This window comes from Streptomyces bullii (genome assembly GCF_042657145.1).
Taxonomy (GTDB): domain Bacteria; phylum Actinomycetota; class Actinomycetes; order Streptomycetales; family Streptomycetaceae; genus Streptomyces; species Streptomyces bullii.
The window spans coordinates 685,656-710,944 of sequence record NZ_JBHSNY010000003.1 but is presented as its reverse complement, the minus strand read 5'-3'; the positions used below and the strand labels follow the sequence as shown (position 1 = coordinate 710,944).

General features: G+C 72.9%; 22 protein-coding genes. 10 read left to right on the top strand and 12 right to left on the bottom strand.

Features of this window, described 5'->3' with window-relative positions; genetic code table 11:
* Position 1: 1 nt before the first annotated feature.
* The 3 genes from ACFPZJ_RS11190 to ACFPZJ_RS11180 all read right to left on the bottom strand — a co-directional run bounded on the left by ACFPZJ_RS11190 (position 2) and on the right by ACFPZJ_RS11180 (position 3,751).
* The gene (locus ACFPZJ_RS11190) at positions 2 to 1,717 is read right to left on the bottom strand and encodes an L-aspartate oxidase (RefSeq protein ID WP_381020043.1); all 1,716 of its coding nucleotides are present in this window, start codon (positions 1,715 to 1,717) and stop codon (positions 2 to 4) included.
* Entirely contained in the window at positions 1,714 to 2,706 is a 993-nt protein-coding gene (gene panC / locus ACFPZJ_RS11185) for a pantoate--beta-alanine ligase (RefSeq protein WP_381020041.1), read from the bottom strand. Before panC ends, ACFPZJ_RS11190 begins: the two co-directional genes overlap by 4 nt.
* Positions 2,707 to 2,812: 106 nt before the next feature.
* A complete protein-coding gene (locus ACFPZJ_RS11180) occupies positions 2,813 to 3,751 on the bottom strand; it encodes a Rossmann-like and DUF2520 domain-containing protein (RefSeq protein WP_381020039.1) in 939 nt (312 codons plus the stop codon).
* Positions 3,752 to 3,924: 173 nt separating this feature from the next.
* On the opposite strand from ACFPZJ_RS11180, the gene ACFPZJ_RS11175 reads away from it, so the two are divergent.
* Complete coding sequence (locus ACFPZJ_RS11175; protein WP_381020037.1) at positions 3,925 to 5,130, top strand: threonine aldolase family protein; 1,206 nt, start codon at positions 3,925 to 3,927, stop codon at positions 5,128 to 5,130.
* Between the two features lie 397 nt (positions 5,131 to 5,527).
* Here the strand turns inward: ACFPZJ_RS11175 and ACFPZJ_RS11170 are convergent, their stop codons facing one another.
* Entirely contained in the window at positions 5,528 to 6,199 is a 672-nt protein-coding gene (locus ACFPZJ_RS11170; protein ID WP_381020035.1) for a response regulator transcription factor, read from the bottom strand.
* 118 nt (positions 6,200 to 6,317) lie between these two features.
* Positions 6,318 to 7,520 carry a sensor histidine kinase gene (locus ACFPZJ_RS11165; RefSeq protein WP_381020033.1) on the bottom strand — a complete coding sequence of 401 codons (1,203 nt, stop codon included), beginning with the start codon at positions 7,518 to 7,520 and terminating at the stop codon, positions 6,318 to 6,320.
* Positions 7,521 to 7,638: 118 nt separating this feature from the next.
* Between ACFPZJ_RS11165 and ACFPZJ_RS11160 the strand changes: the two genes are divergently transcribed.
* Positions 7,639 to 8,661, top strand: coding sequence for an SAM-dependent methyltransferase (locus ACFPZJ_RS11160; RefSeq protein WP_381020031.1), 1,023 nt, complete (start codon positions 7,639 to 7,641; stop codon positions 8,659 to 8,661).
* Here ACFPZJ_RS11160 and ACFPZJ_RS11155 read toward each other — a convergent pair.
* Positions 8,626 to 9,777 carry an NADH-quinone oxidoreductase subunit D gene (locus ACFPZJ_RS11155; protein WP_381020029.1) on the bottom strand — a complete coding sequence of 384 codons (1,152 nt, stop codon included), beginning with the start codon at positions 9,775 to 9,777 and terminating at the stop codon, positions 8,626 to 8,628. The genes ACFPZJ_RS11160 and ACFPZJ_RS11155 overlap by 36 nt on opposite strands.
* 31 nt (positions 9,778 to 9,808) lie before the next feature.
* Here ACFPZJ_RS11155 and ACFPZJ_RS11150 point away from each other — a divergent pair, with 31 nt between their 5' ends.
* Both ACFPZJ_RS11150 and ACFPZJ_RS11145 read left to right on the top strand, forming a co-directional pair.
* Positions 9,809 to 10,372 carry a PH domain-containing protein gene (locus ACFPZJ_RS11150; RefSeq protein ID WP_381020027.1) on the top strand — a complete coding sequence of 188 codons (564 nt, stop codon included), beginning with the start codon at positions 9,809 to 9,811 and terminating at the stop codon, positions 10,370 to 10,372.
* Positions 10,369 to 11,703 carry a PH domain-containing protein gene (locus ACFPZJ_RS11145; protein ID WP_381020025.1) on the top strand — a complete coding sequence of 445 codons (1,335 nt, stop codon included), beginning with the start codon at positions 10,369 to 10,371 and terminating at the stop codon, positions 11,701 to 11,703. Before ACFPZJ_RS11150 ends, ACFPZJ_RS11145 begins: the two co-directional genes overlap by 4 nt.
* A gap of 145 nt (positions 11,704 to 11,848) precedes the next feature.
* Here ACFPZJ_RS11145 and ACFPZJ_RS11140 read toward each other — a convergent pair whose 3' ends face one another.
* Together ACFPZJ_RS11140 and ACFPZJ_RS11135 are read right to left on the bottom strand one after the other, a co-directional pair.
* Complete coding sequence (locus ACFPZJ_RS11140) at positions 11,849 to 13,324, bottom strand: hypothetical protein (protein ID WP_381020023.1); 1,476 nt, start codon at positions 13,322 to 13,324, stop codon at positions 11,849 to 11,851.
* Positions 13,325 to 13,450: 126 nt separating this feature from the next.
* Positions 13,451 to 14,569, bottom strand: coding sequence for an alpha/beta hydrolase (locus ACFPZJ_RS11135; RefSeq protein WP_381020182.1), 1,119 nt, complete (start codon positions 14,567 to 14,569; stop codon positions 13,451 to 13,453).
* 231 nt (positions 14,570 to 14,800) lie between these two features.
* On the opposite strand from ACFPZJ_RS11135, the gene ACFPZJ_RS11130 reads away from it, so the two are divergent.
* The 6 genes from ACFPZJ_RS11130 to ACFPZJ_RS11105 all read left to right on the top strand — a co-directional run bounded on the left by ACFPZJ_RS11130 (position 14,801) and on the right by ACFPZJ_RS11105 (position 20,429).
* Positions 14,801 to 16,654, top strand: coding sequence for a phosphatidylglycerol lysyltransferase domain-containing protein (locus ACFPZJ_RS11130; RefSeq protein WP_381020022.1), 1,854 nt, complete (start codon positions 14,801 to 14,803; stop codon positions 16,652 to 16,654).
* A gap of 501 nt (positions 16,655 to 17,155) precedes the next feature.
* The gene (gene folP, locus ACFPZJ_RS11125; RefSeq protein WP_381020021.1) at positions 17,156 to 18,052 is read left to right on the top strand and encodes a dihydropteroate synthase; all 897 of its coding nucleotides are present in this window, start codon (positions 17,156 to 17,158) and stop codon (positions 18,050 to 18,052) included.
* Entirely contained in the window at positions 18,049 to 18,561 is a 513-nt protein-coding gene (locus tag ACFPZJ_RS11120) for a nuclear transport factor 2 family protein (RefSeq protein ID WP_381020019.1), read from the top strand. The genes folP and ACFPZJ_RS11120 overlap by 4 nt, the downstream gene beginning before the upstream one ends.
* A gap of 355 nt (positions 18,562 to 18,916) precedes the next feature.
* Complete coding sequence (folB, locus tag ACFPZJ_RS11115) at positions 18,917 to 19,276, top strand: dihydroneopterin aldolase (RefSeq protein WP_381020017.1); 360 nt, start codon at positions 18,917 to 18,919, stop codon at positions 19,274 to 19,276.
* Entirely contained in the window at positions 19,273 to 19,884 is a 612-nt protein-coding gene (folK, locus tag ACFPZJ_RS11110; RefSeq protein WP_381020015.1) for a 2-amino-4-hydroxy-6-hydroxymethyldihydropteridine diphosphokinase, read from the top strand. Before folB ends, folK begins: the two co-directional genes overlap by 4 nt.
* A 56-nt stretch (positions 19,885 to 19,940) precedes the next feature.
* Positions 19,941 to 20,429, top strand: coding sequence for a DUF3180 domain-containing protein (locus ACFPZJ_RS11105; protein WP_381020013.1), 489 nt, complete (start codon positions 19,941 to 19,943; stop codon positions 20,427 to 20,429).
* 93 nt (positions 20,430 to 20,522) lie between these two features.
* On the opposite strand, the gene folE is transcribed toward ACFPZJ_RS11105, so the two are convergent.
* From folE to tilS, 4 genes are all read right to left on the bottom strand, one after another.
* On the bottom strand, positions 20,523 to 21,128 hold the full coding sequence (gene folE, locus ACFPZJ_RS11100) for a GTP cyclohydrolase I FolE (protein WP_381020012.1): 606 nt from the start codon (positions 21,126 to 21,128) through the stop codon (positions 20,523 to 20,525).
* A gap of 127 nt (positions 21,129 to 21,255) precedes the next feature.
* A complete protein-coding gene (gene ftsH, locus ACFPZJ_RS11095; RefSeq protein WP_381020010.1) occupies positions 21,256 to 23,295 on the bottom strand; it encodes an ATP-dependent zinc metalloprotease FtsH in 2,040 nt (679 codons plus the stop codon).
* A gap of 188 nt (positions 23,296 to 23,483) precedes the next feature.
* Positions 23,484 to 24,044 (bottom strand): hypoxanthine phosphoribosyltransferase, encoded by a 561-nt coding sequence (gene hpt / locus ACFPZJ_RS11090; RefSeq protein ID WP_055523757.1) that lies wholly within the window; start codon positions 24,042 to 24,044, stop codon positions 23,484 to 23,486.
* 63 nt (positions 24,045 to 24,107) lie between these two features.
* Positions 24,108 to 25,205, bottom strand: coding sequence for a tRNA lysidine(34) synthetase TilS (gene tilS / locus ACFPZJ_RS11085; protein ID WP_381020009.1), 1,098 nt, complete (start codon positions 25,203 to 25,205; stop codon positions 24,108 to 24,110).
* Positions 25,206 to 25,289 lie beyond the last annotated feature (84 nt).

Genomic DNA, 25,289 nt, shown 5'->3' with positions numbered 1-25,289 from the left:
GTCACTGCTCCTGTGGCTGCTGCCGGGTCGGGGGGAAGTCTGCGGTGTCGGTGGTGTGCACGGCCAGGGTCCGGTCGGGGTTCAGCCGTACGACGATGTGGCGGCGCCATGCCGCGTCGTCGCGCTCGGCGTGGTCCATGCGCCAGTGGCAGCCCCGCGTCTCCTCGCGCAGCCGCGCGGCGGCGACCAGGACGCGGGCCACGCACAGGAGGTTGGTGGCCTCCCAGGTGTCGACGCCCGGCTCGGCCGTCTTGCCGTTCTCCGCGAGGGCGTCGCGGGCGTCGGTGTGCAGCTGCTGGAGCTGGTCGGCGGCCTTGCCGAGGGACTCGGCCGAGCGCAGCACGCCGGCGCCCTGCGTCATGATCCGCTGGATCGTGAAGCGGGCCTCCGGCGTGAGCAGGGGGTGCTCGGGCGTCTCCGGGTACGGCAGGGGCCGGGGCACGCGCGCGTGGAGGGCGTTTCCGGTCCTGCTCGCCGCGATGTCCGCGGCGATGCGCTCGGCGTAGACCAGGCCCTCCAGCAGGGAGTTGGAGGCGAGGCGGTTGGCGCCGTGCACGCCGGTGCAGGCGACCTCGCCGCACGCGTACAGGCCGGCGACGGTCGTCCGGCCGTGGGAGTCGGTGCGGACGCCGCCGGAGGCGTAGTGGGCGGCCGGGGCGACCGGGATGGGGTCGGTGACCGGGTCGATGCCGTGGGCACGGCAGGCGGCGAGGATCGTCGGGAAGCGGTGCTCCCACATCTCGGCGCCGAAGTGGCGGGCGTCGAGGTACATGTGCTCGGCGTCCTGCTGCTGCATGCGGCGCATGATGCCCTTGGCGACGATGTCCCGGGGCGCGAGTTCGGCCAGTTCGTGCTGTCCGAGCATGAAGCGCACGCCGTCGGCGTCCACCAGGTGGGCGCCCTCGCCGCGCACCGCCTCGGAGACCAGGGGCTGCTGGCCCTCCGCGTCCGGGCCGAGGAACAGCACGGTGGGGTGGAACTGGACGAACTCCAGGTCGCTGACCTCGGCGCCCGCGCGCAGCGCCAGGGCGACGCCGTCGCCCGTGGAGACCGACGGATTGGTGGTCGCGGAGTAGACCTGGCCCATACCGCCGGTGGCGAGGACCACGGCGGGCGCGTGGACCGCTCCGACGCCGTCGTGCTGGCCCTCGCCCATGACGTGCAAGGTGACGCCGGCGGTGCCGCCGTCGGCGTCCGTGAGGAGGTCCAGGACCAGCGCGTTCTCGATCGTGCGCACGCCACGCGCGCGTACCGCCTCGACGAGGGCGCGGGAGATCTCGGCGCCGGTGGCGTCGCCGCCTGCGTGGGCGATGCGGCGGCGGTGGTGGCCGCCCTCGCGGGTGAGTTCCAGGCCGCCCTCGGAGGACTCGTCGAACTGGGCGCCGGTCTCGATCAGGCGGCGTACGGCGTCGGGGCCCTCGGTGACGAGGATGCGGACCGCTTCCTCGTCGCACAGGCCGGCGCCCGCCACCAGCGTGTCGTCCAGGTGCTGTTCGGGGGTGTCGCCCTCGCCGAGGGCGGCGGCGATGCCGCCCTGGGCCCAGCGGGTGGAGCCGTCGTCGAGGCGGGCCTTGGTGACGACGACGGTGTGCAGGCCGGCGGCCTCGCAGCGCAGGGCCGCGGTGAGACCGGCGACGCCGGAGCCGACGACCACCACGTCCGCGGAGATGGACCACCCGGGCGCGGGCGCGTGCAGTCGTATGCCTGTGCTGGTCACGAGGCGGCTCCGAAGGTGAGGGGGATGTTGTCGATCAGCCGGGTCGTCCCGACCCGGGCGGCGACGGCGAGGACCGCCTCGCCGGTGAAGTCGTCCCCGATCTCGGTGAAGTCGGACGGGTCGACCAGCGCGAGGTAGTCCAGTTCGAGGGGCGGGTCGAGGCGGGCGGCCTCGTCGAGGACCGCGCGGGCCGCGACGAGCACGGCCGCCGCGGCACCCGGCAGGGCCGTGGCGACGGCGTGGGCGTCGGCCGCCGCGCGGGACTCCCCTATGGCGCTGAGTGCCTCGGCACGCGCGTGCGTGGCGGGCACCTCGCGGGCGCGGGCGCGCAGCGCCTCCTGCGCGGCGTGCCGGTCGCGGCCCGCGAACAGCGCCTGCGACAGGGCGAGGGCGGTGCGCCGCTCCTGGGGCGAGAGGTAGCGGTTGCGGCTGGACAGGGCCAGACCGTCGTCCTCCCGCACGGTCGGCACGCCCACGATCTCCACGCCGAAGTTCAGATCGCGCACCATGCGGCGGATCAGGGCGAGCTGCTGGGCGTCCTTCTGGCCGTACAGCGCCACGTCGGGGCGGGTGAGGTGGAGCAGCTTGGCGACGACGGTGAGCATGCCGTCGAAGTGGCCGGGGCGCGAGGCGCCCTCCAGCCGCCCGCCCATGGGCCCGGCGCTGATGCGGACCTGCGGCTCGCCGCCCGGGTAGACCTCCTCCACGGACGGGGCGAACACCACGTCCGCGCCCGACTGGTCGGCGATCTTGATGTCGGCGTCCAGGGTGCGCGGGTAACGGTCTAGGTCCTCGCCCTGGCCGAACTGGAGCGGGTTGACGAAGACGGTGACGACGACCTGGCCGTCCTCACCGGCGATGTCGCGCGCGGTGCGGATCAGCGTGGCGTGGCCCTCGTGCAGGGCGCCCATGGTCATCACGACGGCGCGGCGGCCCGCACGCGTGCGTACGCGCAGTTCGTCGGCGGTGCGCAGCAGGGTGGTGGTCATCGGGCGTCTCCGTTCTGGGGCACGCGCGTCGTCGTACGGCTGGGACGGGCGGGCCGCAGGGGTGTGGCGGTGGTCCGGCGGCCCGTGCCCCGCCGTTCGGGGCCGCTCATCCGGCTTCTCCCCCGCTGCCGTCGGTCCCGGTCGTCCCGTTGGCGAGTACCCCGAGGAGGTCCTCGGCGAGCTCCGGCTTGAGCAGTCCGTGGGCGAGCGCCCGGTCGGCGGTGGCGCGGGCCATCGCCAGGTAGCCGCCGAGGGCCTGCGGGGCGTGCCGACGCAGCTCGGCGACGTGCGCGGCGACCGTGCCCGCGTCGCCGCGCGCGACCGGGCCGGTGAGGGCCGCGTCGCCGGAGCGCAGGGCGTTGTCCAGGGCGGCGCCGAGCAGCGGGCCGAGCATCCGGTCGGGGGCCTCGACACCGGCCGTGCGCAGCAGCTCCAGTGACTGGGCGACGAGGCTGACCAGATGGTTGGCGCCGAGCGCGAGCGCCGCGTGGTAGAGCGGGCGGTTCTCCTCGGCGATCCACTCGGGCTCGCCGCCCATCTCGATGACGAGGGCCTCGGCGGCCAGCCGCAGCTCCTCGGGTGCGGTGACGCCGAAGGAACAGCCGGCCAGCCGCTGCACGTCGACGGGCGTGCCGGTGAACGTCATCGCCGGGTGCAGGGCCAGCGGCAGCGCACCGGCGCGCAGGGCCGGGTCCAGCACCTTCGCGCCGTAGCGGCCGGAGGTGTGCACGAGCAGCTGCCCCGGCCGGACGGCACCGGTCTCGGCGAGTCCGGCGACGAGGCCGGGCAGGGCGTCGTCCGGCACGGTCAGCAGCACCAGTTCGGCGCGCTGAAGGACGTCGGCGGGCGTGACCAGCGGTACACCGGGGAGCAGTTGGGCGGCACGCCGCCTGGAGGCGTCCGACACCCCCGAGACGGCGACCGGGCGGTGTCCGGCGAGCTGGAGGGACGCGGCCAGTGCGGGTCCCACGCGACCGGCGCCGACGACGCCGACGGTGAGCCGCGCGGGGCGGTCCTTGGGGTCTGGCTGTGGGGTTGTGTTCACGCGACGGCGGCCTTCCCGTTCCAGTCCGCTCCGGGTACCGGACGATTTCTCGTCATGTTAACGCGATCGGTTCGGGGGGCGTCCGGTTGTCCACAGGCTGTGGGTTGACGCACATCGTCCGGGTACGGGCCGTCGTACGGAAAACCACATGTCCGCGTGGACCCGGGCGCGGGATGATCCCCGGCATGAGCGATACGGCGGAGCGGGACGGGACCGGCGGGCGGCTGTCGGACGAGGAGCGGCGCGGCCGGCTGCGTGAGCGGCGCCTGGCCGCCCACCGGGAAGCACGGCGGGTGTTCTCACGCTTCGGCTTCCACAAGACGCTCCGGGAACGCCTGGCGCTGCTCGACGCGGCGAGCGGGGTGTACGACCTGGACGAGCGGTCCGACGTGTACGGCGACGGCGTCGTCGAGGCCCTTGAGGAGAAGGTCGCGGGGCTGCTGGGCACGGAGGCCGCCGCGTTCTTCCCGACGGGCACGATGGCCCAGCAGGTGGCCCTGCGCTGCTGGGCGGGCCGCACCGGCGGCACGGCCGTCGCCCTGCACGCGCTCAGCCACCCGGAGGTGCACGAACGGCACGCCTTCGGTCAGGTCAGCGGCCTGCGCCCGGTGCGGGTGACGAGCGAGCCCCGGCTGCCGACCGCCGCCGAAGTGCGCGACTTCGAGGAGCCCTTCGGGACGCTGATGCTGGAACTCCCGCTCAGGGACGCCGGTTTCGTCCTGCCCTCCTGGCAGGAGCTGACCGAGGTGGTGGAGGCCGCCCGGGAGCGGGACGCGGTGGTGCACCTCGACGGGGCCCGGCTGTGGGAGTGCACCGTCCACTTCGGCCGCTCCCTGGACGAGATCGCGGGCCTGGCGGACAGCGTCTACGTGTCGTTCTACAAGACCCTCGACGGCTTCGGCGGTGCGGCCCTCGCCGGTCCGAGGACGCTGGTGGAGGAGGCCCGGGCCTGGCGGCACCGGTACGGCGGCACGGTCTTCCAGCAGTTCCCCACGGCCCTGTCGGCGCTGGTCGGGCTGGAGCACGAGCTGCCCCGGCTGCCGGGGTACGTGCGGCACGCGCGCGTGGTGGCCGCCGCGCTGCGCGAGGGCTTCGCTGCGGCCGGGCTGCCGTGGGCACGCGTCCACCCCCAGGTGCCGCACACCCATGAGTTCCAGGTCTGGCTGCCGTACGACGCGGACGTCCTCATGGAGGCCGCGGTCCGCACGGCCGAGGAGACGGGGACCGTCCTGTTCGGCCAGGCCTGGGATGCCACGGGCCCGGGCCTGGCCCGCACCGAGGTGTCCGTCCGGGCAGAGGGTCTGGAGTGGACGGCCGAGGACGTGCGGAGCGCGGTCGCCGAGTTCGTCGCGCGGCTGACCGAGGAGGTCAGCCGGTAGAGCGCGGGCGGGGGTCCGGCCACCGGGCCGGCGCCTGCCGGACCCGCACCCGGGCCGGGCGTTCCGCGACGACCACGCGGGACCGCCGGTGGGCACGGAACTGAGGCTGCCGATGCGCACCCGCCGGCCCCTCGCGCGCGGACGACCCGCGCCGGACACAAGCCGCCCGATGCCACCCGAGGCCCCTGGGCCGGCCTGCCGGCCCGCATCCGGGCCCGGCGATCGCCACGACCACGCCGGACCGCCGGTGGGCACGCACTGAGGCTGCCGAACCCCACCCGCCGGCCGTTGCACGGACGGACCGCGCCGGCCCCAGGCCGCCCGATGCCACCCGGCGGCCCTGCCCGCCGACGAACCACGCCGGACCCGGCCGCCCGGGGCCGCCCAAGCCCGCCCGTCAGCCGTGTCCGCCGGCCCGCACCAGGCCCGTCTCGTACGCCAGGACCACCACCTGGACGCGGTCCCTGAGGCCCAGCTTGGTCAGGATCCGGCCCACGTGCGTCTTGACGGTCGCCTCGGACAGGACGAGCCGGGCCGCGATCTCCCCGTTGGACAGGCCCTGCGCGACCAGCACCATGACCTCCCGCTCGCGGTCGGTGAGCCGCTCCAGCTCCTTGTGCTGGGGCTGCTGGCCCGTGCCCGGCAGCATCGGCGCGAAGCGGTCCAGCAGCCGGCGCGTGGTGGAGGGCGCGACCACCGCGTCACCGCTGTGCACGGCCCGGATCGCGGCCAGCAGCTCACCGGGCGGCACGTCCTTGAGCATGAAGCCGGACGCGCCCGCCTTGAGGGCGGAGAAGGCGTACTCGTCGAGGTCGAAGGTGGTCAGGATCAGCACCTTCGGCGCGTCGGGGTCCGCGCAGATCCGGCGGGTCGCCTCCACCCCGTCCAGCTTGGGCATGCGGACGTCCATCAGCACCACGTCGACGGCGGTCGAGCGCAGCACCTGGAGGGCCTCGACGCCGTCGCCCGCCTCCGCCACGACCTCCATGTCCGGCTGGGCGGCGAGCACCATCCGGAACCCGGTGCGCAGCAGCACCTGGTCGTCGACGAGCATCACGCGGATCGTCATCGGGTCCTCTTCCGTTTCCGTCACCGGCGAGCCGGTCTGCGGGGTGTCGAGCGGGCATCGAGCCGGTCATGCGGTGTTACCGGCAGTTACAGGTGTCACCAGGGGGCGTGCGGTGGCGTCAGTGCGCCGGTTTGAGCGGGAGCAGGGCGCTGATGCGGAATCCTCCGCCCGGGCGCGGTCCGGCGTCCAGGGTGCCGCCGACCATACCGACCCGTTCGCGCATGCCGATCAGGCCGTGGCCCTGGCCGTCGAAGCCGCCCTCCTCGTACAGCTCGTGCGGGGCACCCTTGCCGTCGTCCTCCACGAGCAGGCCGAGCCCGTCGTCGAAGTAGACCAGGCGCACGCTCGCGCCCGCGTTGGGCCCGCCGTGCTTGCGGGTGTTGGTCAGCGCCTCCTGCACGATGCGGTACGCGGTGAGCTCGACGCCGCTGGGCAGCGGGCGCGGGGTGCCCTCGACCCTGAAGTCGACGGGCAGGCCCGACCCCCGGCACTGCTCCACGAGTTCCTCGATCTGCTGGACGTCGGGCTGCGGCACGTACTCCCCGGCCTCCTGGTGTTCGCCGGTGCGCAGCACGCCGAGCAGGCGGCGCATCTCGGCGAGGGCCTGGCGGCCGGTGGAGGAGATGGTCTCCAGGGCCTTCTTCGCCTGGTCGGGCGAGGAGTCGAGGACGTAGGCGGCGCCGTCGGCCTGCACGACCATCACGGAGACGTTGTGCGCGACGACGTCGTGCAACTCGCGTGCGATCCGGGCCCGTTCGGCCGCGACCGCCACCTTGGCCTGCGCCTCGCGTTCCTTCTCCAGCCGGGCGGCACGCTCCTCCAGCTGCGCGAAATAGGCGCGGCGGGTACGGATCGAGTCACCGAGCACCCAGGCGAGGGCGAAGGGCACGGTCTGCAACACCGTCAGGGCGATGTTGCCGGCGGTGCCCGTCTGGTCGTTCGGCCAGCGCAACTGCGCCAGCGGGGCCGCGGCCAGACCGCCGGCCAGGGCGAACCGGGAGGGCCAGCGGGCGCCCTCCGCGGCCACCGTGTAGACGATCACCAGCAGCGCGAAGTCGGCGGGCAGGACCGCGACGTCCGTGACCAGCTGCGCCACGCCGGTGCCGGCCGCGAGGAGCAGCATCTTCTCCGGCATACGGCGGCGCAGCGCGACGACCAGGCAGAGCAGCAGCGTGATCGGGACCGCGGCGACGGGGAGGTCGGCTCGCCGGGCCTCCTCCTGGGCCGCTCCGCCGAGCACCGAAATCCCGAACAGGACGACGGCCCAGAAGCCGTCGACCCACGTCGGGTGCCTGCGGAGGAAGTCGTAGAGGCGCTGCACGTAACCCAGCGTAGGGAAGCGGGATAGGTGCAGGGGTCAACCGGAGGGCCGATCCGCGTCGGGCGCGTGTACTCCCCAAGGTGGAGTTTCGTTGGTTGCGTCCACGTAGCCTGAGCCGGTGACAGCGGGGACGAGGGACGAGTGGCGCGGCTGGCGCGCGGCGACGCGGACGGCTCTGTACGGGCCGGGCGGCTTCTACCGCGGGCCACAGGGCCCGGCCGGGCACTTCCGTACGTCCGTGCACGCCTCGCCGCTGTTCGCGCGAGCCGTGGCGCGGCTGCTGTGCCGGGTCGACGCGGCGCTGGGGCGCCCGGCGCGGCTCGGCTTCGTCGACATGGCGGCCGGGCGGGGCGAACTGGCCGCCGGCGTGCTGGCCGCGCTGCCCGCGGACGTGGCCGCCCGCACGCGCGTGTACGCCGTCGAGATCGCCGACCGCCCCGACGGCCTGGATCACCGGATCGAGTGGCGGGCCGAACCGCCGCAGGGTGTCACCGGGCTGCTGTTCGCCAACGAGTGGCTGGACAACGTGCCCGTGGACGTCGCGGAGGTGGACGGCGCGGGCGTGCCGCGGCGGGTACTGGTCCGCGAGGACGGCACAGAGCGGCTCGGGGAGCCGGTCGACGGAGCCGAGGCGCAGTGGCTGGCGCGGTGGTGGCCGCTGCCAGCCGAGGAGGGGCTGCGGGCGGAGATCGGGCTGCCCCGGGACACCGCGTGGGCGTCCGCCGTCGCCTGCGTCGAGCGGGGGCTCGCGGTCGCCGTGGACTACGCGCACACGGCGGACGCCAGACCGCCGTTCGGCACGCTCACCGGGTTCCGGGAGGGCCGGGAGACCGCGCCCGTCCCGGACGGGTCGTGCGACATCACCGCGCACGTCGCCCTGGACGCGTGCCTGCTGCCCGGCGGGCGCGTCGTCACGCAGCGGGACGCGCTGCGCGCCCTGGGAGTCGCCGGCCGGCGCCCCCCGCTCGCGCTCGCGTCCACGGACCCCGCCGCGTACGTGCGCGCCCTCGCGGGCGCCTCCGAGGCCGCCGAGCTGACCGCGCCGGACGGGCTCGGCGGCTTCGGCTGGCTGCTCCAGCCGGTCGGCCTCCCGGACGGGCTCGACCTACTTGTCGATGTCGCCGACCACGAAGAACATTGACCCCAGGATCGCCACCATGTCCGCCACCAGCGTCCCCGGCAACAGCTCCGTCAGCGCCTGGATGTTGTTGTACGAGGCCGAGCGCAGCTTCAGCCGGTACGGGGTCTTCTCGCCCTTGCTGACCAGGTAGTAGCCGTTGATGCCGAGCGGGTTCTCGGTCCACGCGTACGTGTGCCCCTCGGGTGCCTTCAGGACCTTGGGGAGCCGCTGGTTGATCGGCCCCGGCGGGAGCTCGGCGAGCCGGTCGAGGCAGGCGTCGGCCAGGTCCAGGGCGTTGTGGGTCTGCGCGAGCAGGCACTCGAAGCGGGCCAGGCAGTCGCCCTCCTCGCGGGTCACCACCTCCAGCACGTCCTGGAGCTCGCCGTACGCCAGGTACGGCTCGTCGCGCCGCAGGTCGAAGTCGACCCCGGAGGCGCGCGCGAGGGGGCCGCTCACGCCGTAGGCGTGCACGATCTCCGGGGCGAGGTGGCCCACGCCCCGGGTGCGCCCCCGGAAGATCTCGTTGCCGAGCACCAGGTCGTCGAAGACGTCCATGCGGGAGCGGACGGCGGCGACGGCGGCACGCGCGCGTGCGGTCCATCCGGCCGGCAGGTCCTCCTTGAGGCCGCCCACCCGGTTGAACATGTAGTGCATGCGCCCGCCGGAGACCTCCTCCATCACGTTCTGGAGCGTCTCGCGCTCCCGGAACGCGTAGAACACCGGGGTGATGCCGCCGAGCTCCAACGGGTACGACCCGAGGAACATCAGGTGGTTGAGCACCCGGTTCAGCTCCGCCAGCAGGGTCCGCGTCCACACCGCCCGCTGGGGAACCTCCATGCCGAGCATCCGCTCCACGGCGAGGACCACGCCCAGCTCGTTGGAGAACGCCGACAGCCAGTCGTGGCGGTTGGCGAGCACGATGATCTGCCGGTAGTCGCGCGCCTCGAAGAGCTTCTCCGCGCCGCGGTGCATATAGCCGATCACCGGCTCCGCGCGCGTGATGCGCTCGCCGTCCAGGACGAGCCTCAGGCGCAGCACACCGTGCGTCGACGGGTGCTGCGGTCCGATGTTGAGCACCATGTCGGTGCTCTCGGCGGCGCCGCCGATACCGACCGTGGTCTCCGTCGTAGGAGTCATGGACACAGTCTCTCCTACGTACGCTGGCCCTATGGAGACGGGGAGCCCGCAGAACACGGGACCAGCGGCGACGGCGGGGGCGGCGGGGGCCGGGGGAGCCCCGGGCCCCACCGGGGCCAGCGACACGAGGGACGAGCCGGTGTGGACCGGGCTGCCGCCGGGGCTGCTGAGGATGCGGCGGTTGCTGCTGGTGGTGTGGCTGGGACTGACGACCGTCGCCACGGCGCTGGTGCCGTGGCTGCTGGCCGGGCCCGCCTGGGCCGCCTTCGCGCTGCTGCCGCTCGCGCTGACGGCGTGGGGCTGGGTGCTGCTCGGCCGCAACTGGCGGTCCTGGCGGTACGCCGAGCGCGCCGACGACCTGCTGATCAGCCGGGGCGTGCTGTGGCGGCAGGAGACGGTGGTGCCGTACGGGCGGATGCAGCTGGTGGAGGTCACCTCCGGGCCCGTCGAGCGGCACTTCGGGCTGGCCAGCGTGCAGCTGCACACGGCCGCCGCGGCCACCGACGCCACCATCCCGGGCCTGGACCCGGCCGAGGCGGAACGGCTCCGTGACCGGCTCACCGAGCTGGGCGAGGCCCGATCGGCGGGCCTGTGACGGCGCCGGGCGTCGACGACGCCGTACGCGACAGGCCGCCCGTGGCCGAGCGGCGGCTGCACCCCGTCACGCCGTTCAGGCGGGCGTGGGCGCCGGTCGCCGTGCTCGTCGGGTGGGCGGTGCACGATCCCGACCAGGCGCAGCGCCACCTGACCCGGCTGACGACGGACACGATGCTGATCGCGCTGGCCGTGGTGGTCCCGGCCGCCGCGCTGTACGGCTTCTGCTCCTGGTGGTTCACGCACTTCGCGGTCACCGACACCGAACTGCGCATCCGCACCGGCCTGGTGTTCCGCCGCACCGCGCACATCCGGCTGGAACGCGTCCAGGCCATCGACGTCACCCAGCCGCTGCTCGCCCGGATCGCGGGTGTCGCCAAGCTCAGACTCGACGTCGTAGGCACGGACAAGAAGGACGAACTCGCCTTCCTCGGCGCCGACGAGGCACGGGCGCTGCGGGCCGAACTGCTCGCGCGGGCGGCCGGTTTCGCACCGGAGACCGCGCACGAGGTCGGCGAGGCGCCGTCCACGCGGCTGCTGCGCGTGCCGCCCGGCGTGCTGGCCCTGTCGCTGGCGCTGACCGGGGCGGCCTGGGGGTGGCTGCTCGTCGCGCTGGTCGTGGTGCCGGTGGTGTGGCTGGTCAGCGGCAGTCCGTGGACGGTGCTCGCGGCCGCCGTGCCGCTGCTCGGCGCGGCCGGGGCGAGCAGCGTGGGACGGTTCGTCACCGAGTACGACTGGACGGTGGGCGAGTCCCCCGACGGGCTGCGCGTCGACCACGGGCTGCTCGACCGCGCCCACGAGACGGTGCCGCCGGGGCGGGTGCAGACCGTACGGATCGTGGAACCGCTGCTGTGGCGGCGGCGCGGCTGGGTGCGGGTGGAGCTGGACGTGGCGGGCTCGTCCAACTCCCTGCTGGTGCCGGTCGCTCCGCGCGAGGTCGCTCAGGCCGTCGTCGCGCGCGTCCTGCCCGGGGTGACCGTGCCGCCGCACGAGGCGCTGTCGCGGCCGCCGCGGCGGGCCCGGTGGTGCGTGCCGGTGTGGTGGCGCGGGTACGGCCTCGCCGTCACCGACGCGGTGTTCGCGGCCCGCTTTGGGCTGCTGCGGCGGAGCCTGGCGCTGGTGCCGCACGCCAAGGTGCAGAGCGTACGGCTGGCACAGGGGCCCTGGGAGCGGGCCCGTGGCGTCGCCGACGTGCACGTGGACACGGGCGCCGGCAAGACGGTGACGGCGCGGCTGCGGGACGCCTCCGAGGCGGCGGAGCTGCTGCGGGCGCAGGCGGAGAGGTCGCGGACGGGGCGCAGGGACGCGCGGCCGGACCGGTGGATGGCCTGACGTACGACCGTGCGTCGACGGCGGCGGCACCGCCGTCGACGCCGCCGACGGGCGCGGACCGCCGAGGGGCCGCCGTCGCGCAGACGCGGACACGGCACTGCCCGCGACCCGGTGAACGAGCCGCGGGCAGCCGGTCGTACGTCCGTCAGGAAGCCGCGCTGCGCAGCCCCTGGACGTCGATCTGCTCCGTCTCGTCGTGCGCCGTCAGGTCGATGACCTGGCCCACGGCCCGCGACTCGGCGCCGGCCGGCTTGAACTGCGCCTCGGTCTCGGCCTTGTGCAGGGCGAGCGCCTCCTGGCCGACGACGTCGGCGAGGTCCTCGTTCTGGACGGCCTCCAGGGCGGCCGGCGACGTGCCCTTCTTCGTGCCGAAGAAGTCGAACCCGCCCTCGGTCACCGGGCGCCGCACGGGCGCGGTCGGCGGTACGACCGCCACCGCGGTCGGCACGGTGAAGTGCCCCGAGGGCTGCTGGCCGGGCTGGTCGTGCCGCGCGGCGGTGGAGGTGGCGGCGGTCGCGTGCTCCGGCCCCTCGGCCGCCTCGGACGGTCCCTGCGGCTCGTCCGCCGGCTCGCGCTGCGACTGCTCCGTCGTGGACCCGGCCGCGTCGCCGTGCGGGACGCCGTCGCCCTGCGGGGCATCGTCGTCCTCGGGGGTGCCGTCACCCTTGGGGGCGCCGTCGCCGTCGGGCGTGTCACCGTCGGGTGTGTCGCCGTCCTTGTCGGTCGCGTCGGTCTTTGCCGTGCCGTCACCGTCCGTGCCGTCACCGTCCGGGGCGACGCCGTCCGTGCCGTCACCGTCCGGGGCGACGCCGTCCGTGCCGCCACCGTCCGGGGCGACGCCGTCCGACGTGTCGCTGTCCCGGGTGTCGCGGTCCGGGGTGTCGCCGTCGAACCGGGCCAGCGCCGCCTTCGCCCTCAGGAACAGCTGGGAGCCCTCCGGCGAGAACACCGCGGGAACCGCCGGCTTCTCCTCGACTGCCTCGGGCTCACTCCCGCCCTCGGGCGCCGCGTCCACCCCGGCGGTCTCCGCACCGGACGCCTCATCACCGGACGCCTCGGCATGGGTCGACCCAGCACCGGCCGCCGTCTGCGGGCGAGCCGTCTGCGGACCGGTCGCCTCAGGACCGGCCGTGGCCGGCCCCGCCGTCAGCGCGCGGGCGGGAGCCGCGGCCTCTATCTCCAGGACCCGGCGTTCCTCCAGCACGCTCGCCCGGTCGGCCTCCGCCGTGGCGTAGCGCCGCAGCAGGGCCGCGTGCTCGTTGCGCAGCCCCGCCAGCTCCGCGCGCTTGGCCCGCAGCCGCTGCTCCAGCTTCACGCGCAGCTCGCGCGACTCCTCCAGGTCGGCCTCCAGTTCGGCGACCCGCTCCTCGAAGCGCCACTCGTCGCTCGCACGCGCGCGCGTGAGGTCGGCGACCTGCTTGCCGGCCTGGATGTCCCAGCGGCGCATCACGGCCGCACCGACGAGCGCCGTGGCCGCGCCGGCCGCGGCCAGCGTGCGCAGCACACCAGGCGCCGTGAACACCCAGGGGCCGAGCGCGCAGACGAGTGAGACGCCGGCGATCGCCGAGGGCGGCAGCAGCCTGTGCAGAGGTGGGGAATGGCGGTGACGTCCACGTGGCATGGCCAGAAACTTACCGCGCGTAGGGGAATCGTGGTGCCCCGCCCCGCAAAAACAAAGCCGCACGGATGGATTCACAGGGAATCAGGAACTCCGCGGCACGGCCAGTGGAATTCCCGCAAGATCATTTCACCGGTCGGCCGTCAGCCGCTCGCTGATCCACTGCAGCGTTCCCGGAATCTCCCGCCGCCAGGTGTTGAAGTTGTGTCCGCCGCTTTCCAGGATGATCGACGAGATCCGCGTCAGCCCGGTCGCCTTGACCCGGTCGATGAACCTCAGCGTGTCCTTGTAGTTGGACTCCCCGGTCCTGCTGCTGCTGACGAGCAGTGAAGTGTCGGCCGCGGGCATGTGCTTGAGGTACCAGAACAGGTCGGCCCGGTTCTCGCGTTCCTTGTCACCGTGGAACAGATCGCCCGTGGTGGGGTCGATCGGCGCCTTGTAGTACGCCGACAGGCCCGCCCCGGCGGCGTACACACCGGGATGGTGCAGGGCGATCTTGAGCGCGCAGTAGCCGCCCGTGGAGTTGCCGACGATGCCCCAGCCGCGCGGCTCCCTCGCCACCCTGTAGTGCGCGCGTACGGCGTCGGGCAGGTCCCTGGCGAAGAACGACTCGGTCTGCGGACCGCCCGGGACGTCCACGCACTCGGTGTCCCGGGGCGGAGCCACCGTCGGCCGCAGCATCACCAGGATCATCGGCTCCATCCGGCCCTCGCGGGCCAGCTCCAGGGCCGTGCGCGGATAGCGCAGCTTCTCCACCAGCGCCGAGGCCGTGCCCGGATAGCCGGTGAGGACGACGGCCACCGGGAACCTCCGCGTCCGGTACTGCGGCTGGAAGTACTCCGGCGGCAGGTACACGTACGCGGGCGTGGCGATCCGGGTGGTACGGCCCACGATGCCCACCTCTTGGATCGCGCCGCTCACCTGCGGCCGGCCGCTGCCCGCTCCCGGCACCCGGCGGGTGTCGGCCACCCGCAGCGGACCACCGGCCGCGTGGTCGACGACCACGCCCTGGTCCTTCTCCATCCCGAACAGGTCCGACCAGCTGGCGTAGAACCCGAAGGCCTGGTTGGCGGCCAGGCCCACCGCGGCGAAGATCGCCAGCTGGGTGGCGAGCAGCAGGCCGACCCGCCCGCAGACGGCCCGCCAGCCGCGCCGGGCCAGCCGTGGCCACAGCCACACCGTGCCGACGAACAGCAACACCGCGGCCAGGACCGCCAGCCCCAGCACCTCTTTGCTCGTGAGACCTATGCGTGGTTACCCGCCTGCGCTTTCCGCCCGGGCACAGCCGTCCCCACGTCCTTCGCGAGGGCTTGCCCCGGGCTTTCCTTGAGCTTTGAACCGGCTTTGACGAGCGGAGTGAACCTCTCCCCCCGAGACACCGTCCTAGAGGGCGCAATGTCGCCGGATGCCCGAATCGGCACCGGATCCAAGGTCTCTGCAGAACTACGGGATGCGATGTCTGTCAGGACAGATGAGGAAATGTCGGGCGAGGTTCCGAACCGCGCGCGCGGCACGAGCCGTACGAACCCGACAAGCCGTGTGCGCCGCCTGGTGCGCGGTCCGCGCCCCGAGGCCGTTCCCGTCCTCGTCGGCAGAGCCTGTGCCCTCGTGGGCCTCGTGGACATCGCCGCGGGCGTCTTCCCGCGGTTCCGGCACAGCCGTATGCACGCCATCGCGGAGGTGCTGCCCGGTGCGCTCGGCCCGTTCGCGGCCGCGCTGTCACTGAGCGCCGGTGTGCTGTTGCTGCTGCTCGCCCACGGCCTCAGACGCGGCAAGCGCCGGGCCTGGCGGGCCGCCGTCGCCCTGCTGCCGGCCGGCGCCGTGGCGCAGTTCACCTACCGGCACTCGATCGTCGGCGTGCTGATCTCCCTCGCGCTGCTGGCGCCCCTGCTGCGCCACCGCGACCAGTTCGCGGCCCTGCCCGACCCGCGCAGCCGGTGGCGGGCGCTGGCCAACTTCGTCCTGATGAGCGCCGGTTCGCTCCTCCTCGGGCTGCTCATCGTCAGCGTCCACACGGAGCGCATGGTCGGCGACCCGAGCCTGGCCGACCGCCTCACCCACGTCCTGTACGGCCTGTTCGGCTTCGAGGGCCCGGTCGACTACCGCGGCAACACCTCCTGGACCGTCGCCTTCTCCCTCGGCGCCCTCGGCCTGCTCACCGCCGTCACCACCATCTACCTGGCCTTCCGCCCCGAGCACCCGGCCGCCCGCCTCACCCCCGAGGACGAGTCCCGGCTGCGCGCCCTGCTCGACAAGCACGGCGGCCGCGACTCCCTCGGCCACTTCGCGCTGCGCCGCGACAAGGCCGTCGTCTTCTCGCCCAGCGGCAAGGCGGCCGTGACGTACCGCGTCGTCTCCGGCGTGATGCTCGCCAGCGGCGACCCCATCGGCGACGTCGAGGCGTGGCCGGGCGCCATCGAGCGCTTCATGGACGAGGCCCGGGCACACTCCTGGACCCCCGCCGTGATGGGCTGCTCGGAGACCGGCGGCGAGGTCTGGACCCGCGAGACCGGCCTGGACGCCCTCGAACTGGGCGACGAGGCGGTGGTGGACGTCAAGGATTTCTCCCTCGCCGGCCGCGCGATGCGCAACGTGCGCCAGATGGTCAAGCGCATCGAGCGGGCCGGTTACGAAACCCGGGTACGACGTGTCCGTGACCTCGGCGAGGCCGAGCTGGAGCGGATCCGCCGCGCCGCCGACGACTGGCGCGGCACCGACACCGAACGCGGCTTCTCCATGGCACTGGGCCGCATCGGCGACCCCGGCGACGGGGACTGCCTCGTCGCCACCGCCCACAAGACCGACGCCGAGCCGGGTCCGTACGGCGACCTGAAGGCCGTCCTGCACTTCGTGCCCTGGGGCACCGACGGCGCCTCCCTGGACCTGATGCGGCGCGACCGCTCGGCCGACCCCGGCATGAACGAGCTGCTGATCGTGGCCGCGCTCCAGGCCGCCCCCAAGCTCGGCATCGAACGCGTCTCGCTGAACTTCGCCATGTTCCGCTCGGCTTTGGCACGCGGCGAGAAGATCGGCGCGGGTCCGGTGCTGCGCGCCTGGCGCGGCCTGCTGGTGTTCCTCTCGCGCTGGTTCCAGATCGAGTCCCTGTACAAGTTCAACGCCAAGTTCCAGCCGCGCTGGGAGCCGCGCTTCGTCGTCTACCGCGCCTCCGCCGACCTGCCCCGCATCGGCTTCGCCGCCATGCAGGCGGAAGGCTTCGTCAACCTCGCCCTGCCGCTCCCCCGCTTCCTGCGCCACCGCCGCGCGACCGCCCGACGCCCCTGCGCCCACAGCACCCCCGGCCCGACCTCCGAACGCAACATCAGAGCGGCATGACCCGACCGGCCCACCAGGACCCCCGAACAGGCCCGAGCGGAAGCCGAGCCCCCCGCCCCGGGGCTTCCGCTCGGGCCGTGCCGTGGGAGGAGTGGGCGCGGGTCAGGGGCGGCGGCGGGAGACCTCGGACGCGGTCAAGCGCCACCAGCCGGGCGAACAGGGCACCTACCACAAGCCGGACGGGCGCGGGCGGGGACGGATAAGCGCCACCACAACCGGGCGGGCGCGGGCGCCCACGCGGCCCAGCCCAGGCACAACCCGCGACAAGTGCGCCACGCGTCCCGCCCGGCCGGACGACGGACGGGGCCACCCACCCGACACCGCACGCACCCGACACGGGCGGACGCGGACACAGCCGGGCACCACCCCAGGCACCACCCCAGGGACCAGCCAGGCAGCACCCAGGCTCACGCACGACACATCCAGCCGGCGAACGCCGGGGCGGGCCGGAAAGAAAATCCCGCCACGGAGTCGCGCCTGCGCACCGCCTACGCTGAACACATGAGCTATGAGACCGGCCGCCGCCACGTGGCGGGCCTGCCCGCATGGGACCGCTGCGCGGTCATGGGAGTCGTCAACGTGACCCCCGATTCCTTCTCCGACGGCGGCCGCTGGTTCGACACGACGGCCGCCGTCAAGCACGGCCTCGCCCTGGTCAGCGAGGGTGCCGACCTGGTCGACGTCGGCGGCGAGTCCACCCGTCCCGGCGCCACCCGGGTCGACGAGGCGGAGGAACTCAGGCGCGTCATCCCCGTCGTGCGCGGCCTCGCCTCCGAGGGCGTCACGATCTCCGTCGACACCATGCGCGCCTCCGTCGCCGCGCAGGCCCTGGCGGCCGGGGCCTGCCTCGTCAACGACGTCAGCGGCGGCCTCGCCGACCCGTCGATGATCCCGGTGGTGGCGGACGCGGGCGCCCCCTTCGTCGTCATGCACTGGCGCGGCTTCCTCCGGGGCGGCAACGTCGAGGGCGTCTACGCCGACGTCGTCACCGAGGTCGTCGACGAACTCCACGCGCGCGTGGAGGCCGTCCTGGAGGGCGGCATCGCCCCCGACCGGATCGTCGTCGACCCCGGCCTCGGCTTCTCCAAGAACGCCGAGCACGACCTCGCGCTCCTCGCCCGCCTCGACCAGGTCCTCGGCCTCGGCCACCCCCTCCTCGTCGCCGCCTCCCGCAAGCGTTTCCTCGGCCGCGTCCTCGCCGGCCCGGACGGCGCATCCCCGCCCGCCCGCGAGCGCGACGCGGCCACCGCCGCCGTCTCCGCACTCGCCGCGCACGCCGGCGCGTGGGCGGTCCGCGTCCACGAGGTGCGCGCGACGGCGGACGCCGTACGGGTCGTCCACGCCATCGAGGAAGCACGTACGACGAGCCGCGCGCACCGCGCAGAAGGAACCCGGTGAGCGCCCCCCACACGGACGTCGAGCAGGTGGAGGCCGCCAACACCGCCTTCTACGAGGCGATGGAACGCGGCGACTTCGAGGAGCTGGCGTCGCTCTGGCTCACCCCCGCCGACCTCGGGGTCGACGAGACGTACCACGACCCGGCCGACACCGGCGTGGTCTCCTGCGTGCACCCCGGATGGCCCGTGCTCACCGGCCGCGGCGAGGTCCTCAGGTCGTACGCCCTGATCATGGCGAACACCGACTACATCCAGTTCTTCCTCACCGACGTGCACGTCTCGGTCACCGGCGACACCGCCCTCGTGACCTGCACGGAGAACATCCTCAGCGGCGGCCCGGCCCCCGAGGGCGACGACGAGCTCGGCCCGCTCGTCGGCCAGCTGGTGGTCGCCACCAACGTGTTCCGGCGCACACCCGACGGCTGGAAGCTCTGGTCGCACCACGCCTCCCCCGTCCTGGCCGAAACCGACGACAACGGCGAGAACCCGGACGACGACACACCCGTCTGAACGGGTAGACGCATCACAGGGAGCGCCACAGGCTCCCCGAGCCGAAGCGGGAGCCGGCGAGAAAGTGACCGGCACAGAAGGACCGGCACAGAAGGACGGACCGCCGGGACGAAGAAGTGGCGAGAAGTGGCGAGAAGTGGTTGGGATCACCCACCCGCGGGTAGGGGCGGCTACCGACCCGTGAGCCGCCGGGTTCCCCAGGGGAAACACACGGTGAAATCCTCCTGGCCCGGGCGTGACCCACGCCCTCGTGGCCCGGCCCTGTCAGCGGCCGCGGGTAGATTCGACTTCAGGCCGGTGTGCCGCCCGCACGCGGCGCCCCCGGCCGAGACCGACGACTGCAGGAGTGATTCGCGTGGATCGTGTCGCGCTGCGCGGCCTGAAGGCCCGCGGGCACCACGGTGTGTTCCCCAAGGAGCGCGAGGAGGGTCAGACCTTCATCGTGGACCTCGTCCTGGGACTGGACACCCGGCCGGCCGCGGCGGACGACGACCTGGCGAAGACCGTGCACTACGGCATCGTCGCGGAGGAGGTCGTGGCCGTCGTCGAGGGCGAGCCCGTCAACCTCATCGAGACGCTCGCCGAGCGCATCGCCCAGGTGTGTCTGAAGCACGGCGGCGTCCACGAGGTGGAGGTCTGCGTCCACAAACCGGACGCGCCGATCACGGTCCCCTTCGACGACGTGACCGTCACCATCACCCGGAGCCGAGTATGACCGCGCCGTTCACCAAGGGGCCCAGCGACCCGACCGTACAGCCCGTGCCCGCCTCCGTCGTCGAGAAGGTCGACGCCGCCGACACCACCCTGCACAACCCGAAACGGGCCGTGATCTCCATCGGCGCCAACCTCGGCAACCGCCTGGAGACCCTCCAGGGCGCCATCGACGCCCTGGAGGACACCCCCGGTGTCCGCGTCAAAGCCGTCTCCCCGGTCTACGAGACGGAGCCCTGGGGCGTCGAGCCCGGCACCCAGCCCTCGTACTTCAACGCGGTCGTGGTCCTGAAGACCACCCTGCCCCCGTCCTCCCTGCTGGAGCGGGCGCACGCCGTCGAGGAGGCCTTCCACCGCGTCCGCGACGAGCGCTGGGGCCCGCGCACCCTCGACGTCGACATCGTTTCCTACGCCGACGTCGTCTCCGACGACCCGCACCTCACCCTCCCTCATCCGCGCGCCCACGAACGCGCGTTCGTCCTCGCCCCCTGGCACGACGTGGACCCCGAGGCGCAGCTTCCGGGCCGCGGCCCCGTGGCCGCGCTCCTCGACACGGTCACCCGCGACGGCGTGGCACCCCGCGGCGACCTGGAACTCCGGCTGCCCGAATAGCCGTTAAGGTCAAGACGACCACAGTCCGTGGGCCCCGGGGGAACTGAAGGGACACCGTGAGAGAGCTGCGCATCAGGGTGCTGGCCGGCGTCTTCGTCGTGGCCGGGGTGCTGTCCTGGGCGGGCGCCCGCCTGTGGAACTCGGTGGGGACCCTCCCGAGCGTCCCCCTGGCCGCCCCCATCGTCCTGGCCGTGATCGCCGTCGTCCTGCTCGCCACGGCCCTCTCGATCCGCGCCCGCCTCAAGGCCCAGCGGGAACGTCAGCCGGAAGCCAAGGGCGTCGACCCGCTGATGGCGGCCCGAGCGGTGGTTTTCGGCCAGGCCAGCGCCCTGGTCGCCGCCCTCGTCGCCGGCATGTACGGAGGCACCGGCGTCTTCCTCCTGGAGTCCCTGGACATTCCCGCCCGCCGCGACCAGGCCATCTACGCCGCCTTCTCGGTCCTGGCAGGCATTGCGGTCATAGCGGCGGCCATCTTCCTGGAGCGCGTCTGCAAACTCCCCGAGGACGACGAACACAACGGAGCGGGCACAGCTCCGGCGGCGTGAGACACATCGGGCCGCGCAGGACCCAGAGTGCAGGAACCCAGGGTCGAGGCGGGCAGGACATGTGTGAAGGCCGGGCAGCGCGGCGGGACGGCGTCAGCGGGCCATGATGAGGCTCATTGCCTCGTTGCGCGTCGCCGCGTCCCGCAGCTGCCCGCGCACGGCTGACGTGAGCGTCTTGGCACCGGGCTTGCGGATGCCGCGCATCGACATGCACATGTGCTCGCACTCCACGACGACGATCACGCCGCGCGGCTCCAGGATCTCCATCAGCGAGTCGGCGATCTGCGTGGTGAGTCGTTCCTGCACCTGCGGGCGGCGGGCGTAGACGTCCACCAGCCGGGCCAGCTTGGACAGGCCCGTGATCTTTCCGCTGGTCGACGGGATGTACCCGACATGGGCCACACCCCGGAACGGCACCAGATGATGCTCACATGTCGAGTACACCTCAATGTCCTTCACGAGCACCATCTCGTCGTGCCCGATGTCGAACGTGGTCGTGAGCACATCCTCGGGCTTCTGCCACAGCCCCGCGAATATCTCCCTGTAGGCTCGCGCCACCCGCGCCGGCGTCTCCCGCAGGCCCTCGCGGTCCGGGTCCTCGCCGACCGCGATCAGCAGTTCGCGTACGGCGTTCTCGGCCCGCTTCTCGTCGAACTCGCCGATCTGGCCCTCGCCGTCCAGCATCACGGGGTCGGTCATGTGGTGCCTCGTTCCTGTGTCTTTCACCAGCGGCATGCAGAAATGGCGAAATGCCGCGCCCCCCAGGCTAGAACCAGGGGGGCGCGGCATCCATTCCGGGCCCGGTGGGGCCGCCGGGAGAGCCGGGTCAGCTCTCGGGGCGTTCCTCCGGGGCTCGCTCCGGCGTCGCGGAGGGCTCCGTGGCGGTGCTCTTCGCGGTGGTGATCGCCGGCGTCGCGCCGTTCGCCCCGTTGGTCAGTGCGAGCTCCTTCGGGGAGAGCACCGGCGGGCGGGTGGACGGCGTACGGCGGGAGGAGCCGGTCCAGGCGGGCCGCGGCGGGCGCTTGACGACCGGGGCGAAGATCTCGGCGATCTCCTCCTTGCCCAGCGTCTCCTTCTCCAGGAGGGCGAGGACGAGGTTGTCGAGCACGTCGCGGTTCTCGACCAGGATCTCCCAGGCCTCGTTGTGCGCGGTCTCGATGAGCTTCTTGACCTCTTCGTCGACGAGCGCCGCGACCTCTTCCGAGTAGTCGCGCTGGTGAGCCATCTCACGTCCGAGGAACGGCTCGGTGTTGTCGCCGCCGAACTTGATCGCACCGAGACGCTCGGTCATGCCGTACTGCGTGACCATCGCGCGGGCCAGGTTGGTGGCCTTCTCGATGTCGTTGGCGGCACCCGTCGTCGGGTCGTGGAAGACGAGCTCCTCGGCCGCGCGGCCGCCCAGCATGTAGGCCAGCTGGTCCAGCATCTCGTTGCGGGTCGTGGAGTACTTGTCCTCGTCCGGGAGCACCATCGTGTACCCGAGGGCCCGGCCTCTCGACAGGATCGTGATCTTGTGGACGGGGTCGGAGTTCGGTGAGGCCGCCGCGACCAGGGCGTGACCGCCCTCGTGGTACGCGGTGATCTTCTTCTCCTTGTCCGACATGATCCGGGTCCGCTTCTGCGGGCCCGCGACCACACGGTCGATCGCCTCGTCCAGCATGTGGTTGTCGATCAGCTTCTGGTCGCTGCGGGCCGTCAGCAGCGCGGCCTCGTTCAGGACGTTGGCCAGGTCGGCACCGGTCATGCCGGGCGTACGGCGGGCGACCGCCGACAGGTCGACGTCGGGAGCGACCGGCTTGCCCTTCTGGTGGACCTTGAGGATCTCCAGACGGCCCTGCATGTCCGGGCGGTCGACCGCGATCTGACGGTCGAAACGGCCGGGGCGCAGCAGCGCCGGGTCGAGGATGTCAGGCCGGTTCGTCGCGGCGATGAGGATCACACCGCCCTTGACGTCGAAGCCGTCCATCTCGACGAGCAGCTGGTTCAGGGTCTGCTCGCGCTCGTCGTGACCGCCGCCGAGGCCGGCGCCGCGGTGACGGCCGACCGCGTCGATCTCGTCGACGAAGACGATCGCCGGGGCGTTCGCCTTGGCCTGCTCGAACAGGTCACGGACTCGGGAGGCACCGACACCGACGAACATCTCGACGAAGTCGGAACCGGAGATCGAGTAGAACGGGACACCGGCCTCGCCCGCCACGGCACGCGCGAGCAGGGTCTTGCCGGTACCGGGCGGGCCGTAGAGCAGGACGCCCTTGGGGATCTTCGCCCCGACGGCCTGGAACTTCGCCGGTTCCTGGAGGAACTCCTTGATCTCCTGGAGCTCCTCGACGGCCTCGTCGGAGCCCGCGACGTCCGCGAACGTCGTCTTCGGCGTGTCCTTGGTGATGAGCTTCGCCTTGGACTTGCCGAAGTTCATGACGCGGGAGCCGCCGCCCTGCATCTGGTTCATCAGGAACAGGAAGACGACCACGATCAGGACGAACGGCAGCAGGGAGAGCAGGATGCCGACGAACGGGTTCTGCTTGGACGGCGAGACCGTGTAGCCGTCCGGGATCTGCTTGTCCTGGTACTTGTTCTGCAGCACGTTGGCGAGGTCACGGCCCTGATCGCCGATGTAGCTCGCCTGGATCTTCGTGCTGCCCTCGACCTTCTCACCGTCCTTGAGCTCGACCTTGATGGTCTGCTCGTCGCCGGTGGTCAGCTTGGCCGACTCGACCCTGTTCTGGTTGATCGCCTGGACGACCTGGCCCGTGTCCACCGTCTTGTAGCCGCCGGACGAGCCGACGACCTGCATCAACACGACCACGGCAAGGACGGCCAGCACGATCCACATGACCGGCCCACGGAAGTATCGCTTCACGTCCATCCATACGGAGCGGTGCCGCCCCGTCCCTCCTGCCATAGTGAGTTTGATAAAGGCTGTTCTTCGGACGGTACCCCAGCATTGTCACCTGAAGCCGCGTGGGACGGCTGGCAATCCCGCCTACGCATGCTCCAACGGCGCGAGACCCGCTGGGGTTCCCGATCACCGTGACCGACGCCCCGGACGGGGGTTCAGCCGCCGTAGACGTGGGGCGCGAGCGTACCGACGAACGGGAGGTTCCGGTACTTCTCGGCGTAGTCGAGGCCGTAGCCGACGACGAACTCGTTGGGGATGTCGAAGCCGACCCATTCCACGTCGATGGCGACCTTGGCGGCCTCGGGCTTGCGCAGGAGCGTGCACACCTTGAGGGATGCGGGCTCGCGCGAGCCGAGGTTGGAGATCAGCCAGGACAGGGTCAGGCCGGAGTCGATGATGTCCTCGACGATGAGGACGTGCTTGCCCTTGATGTCGGTGTCGAGGTCCTTGAGGATCCGCACCACACCGGAGGACTGGGTGCCCGCCCCGTACGAGGATACGGCCATCCAGTCCATGGTGACGGGGGTGGACAGCGCCCGGGCGAGGTCGGCCATGACCATCACAGCGCCCTTGAGGACGCCGACGATGAGCAGGTCCTTGCCCGCGTACTCCGCGTCGATCTTCGCGGCCAGCTCGGCCAGCTTGGCGTCGATCTCTTCCTTGGTGATGAGTACCTGCTTGAGGTCGGCACCCATGTCTTTCGCGTCCACCCGCATCACTTTCGGTCGTCCCACCGGCTGGTCCGGAACCGCCCCGGGTCCCGCCGGCGGGGTCAGGATTCAGCCTTGCCGAATCACCAGTCTGCCACCCTGGCGCTGGGCGACGACCTTGCCGGGGAGATTGATGGCTCCCTGACCGCGCCAGCCGGTGATCAGCCGGTCGAGTTCCTCGATGTGGCGGGCGAACAGCGAACCGGCCGGGGCGCCGGCCTCGATGGCGGCGCGGCGCAGGACGCGGCGGCGTACGGCGGGCGGCAGGGCGTACAGCTTGGCGCACTCCAGGAGGCCCGCGGCGTCGCGGACGGTGCTCTCGGCCTGGGCGGCCCAGGCGTCGAGGGCGTCGGCGTCGTCGCGGGAGAGCTGGGCGGTGCGGGCCAGGGCCTCGACGACGCCCTTGCCGAGGGCCTTCTCCAGGGCGGGCAGGCCCTCGTGGCGCAGGCGGGACCGGGTGTAGGCGGGGTCTGCGTTGTGGGGGTCGTCCCAGACGGGGAGGGACTGGGCCATGCAGGCCTTGCGGGCGGTCTGCCGGTCGAGCTGGAGGAAGGGGCGGCGGTAACGGCCGCCGGCCCCCGAGACCGCGGCCATTCCGGACAGGGAGCGGATGCCGGAGCCGCGGGCGAGGCCGAGCAGGACGGTTTCGGCCTGGTCGTCGCGGGTGTGGCCGAGCAGGACGGCGGCGGCACCGTGGTGTTCGGCGACGGTGTCGAGGGCGGCGTAGCGGGCGTCGCGGGCGGCTGCCTCGGGGCCGCCTTCGCGGCCGACGGTCACGGCGACGGACTCGACCGGGTCGAGGCCGAGTTCGCGCAGCCGCAGCACGACCTCGTCGGCGCGCAGGTCGGAGCCGGGCTGGAGCCCGTGGTCGACGGTGACGCCGCCGGCGCGGATGCCGAGCTTGGGAGCCTCGAAGGCGAGGGCGGAGGCGAGCGCCATGGAGTCGGCGCCGCCGGAACACGCCACGAGCACGAGCGGCGGGGGCGGCTGCTCGTGCGGGGTGCGGTGGGCGCGGGGGTGTCCGCCGGCGTGCGCCGTCGCGCGCGCGGGCTCGGGGACCGTGGCGCGCGGGGGCTCGTCGGTGATGCGGCCGTGTTCGGTGAGGATGTCGTGGAGGACGCGGCGGACCGCCAGGCGTATCGCCGCGACCGCAGGATGGGGACCCATGTCCCGTCCCTTCATGGAGTTGTCGGGGGTGAGCCCGAGGTTTCGGTCACGCAGAGTGTGTAGATGGTGACAGAACCGGGCCGT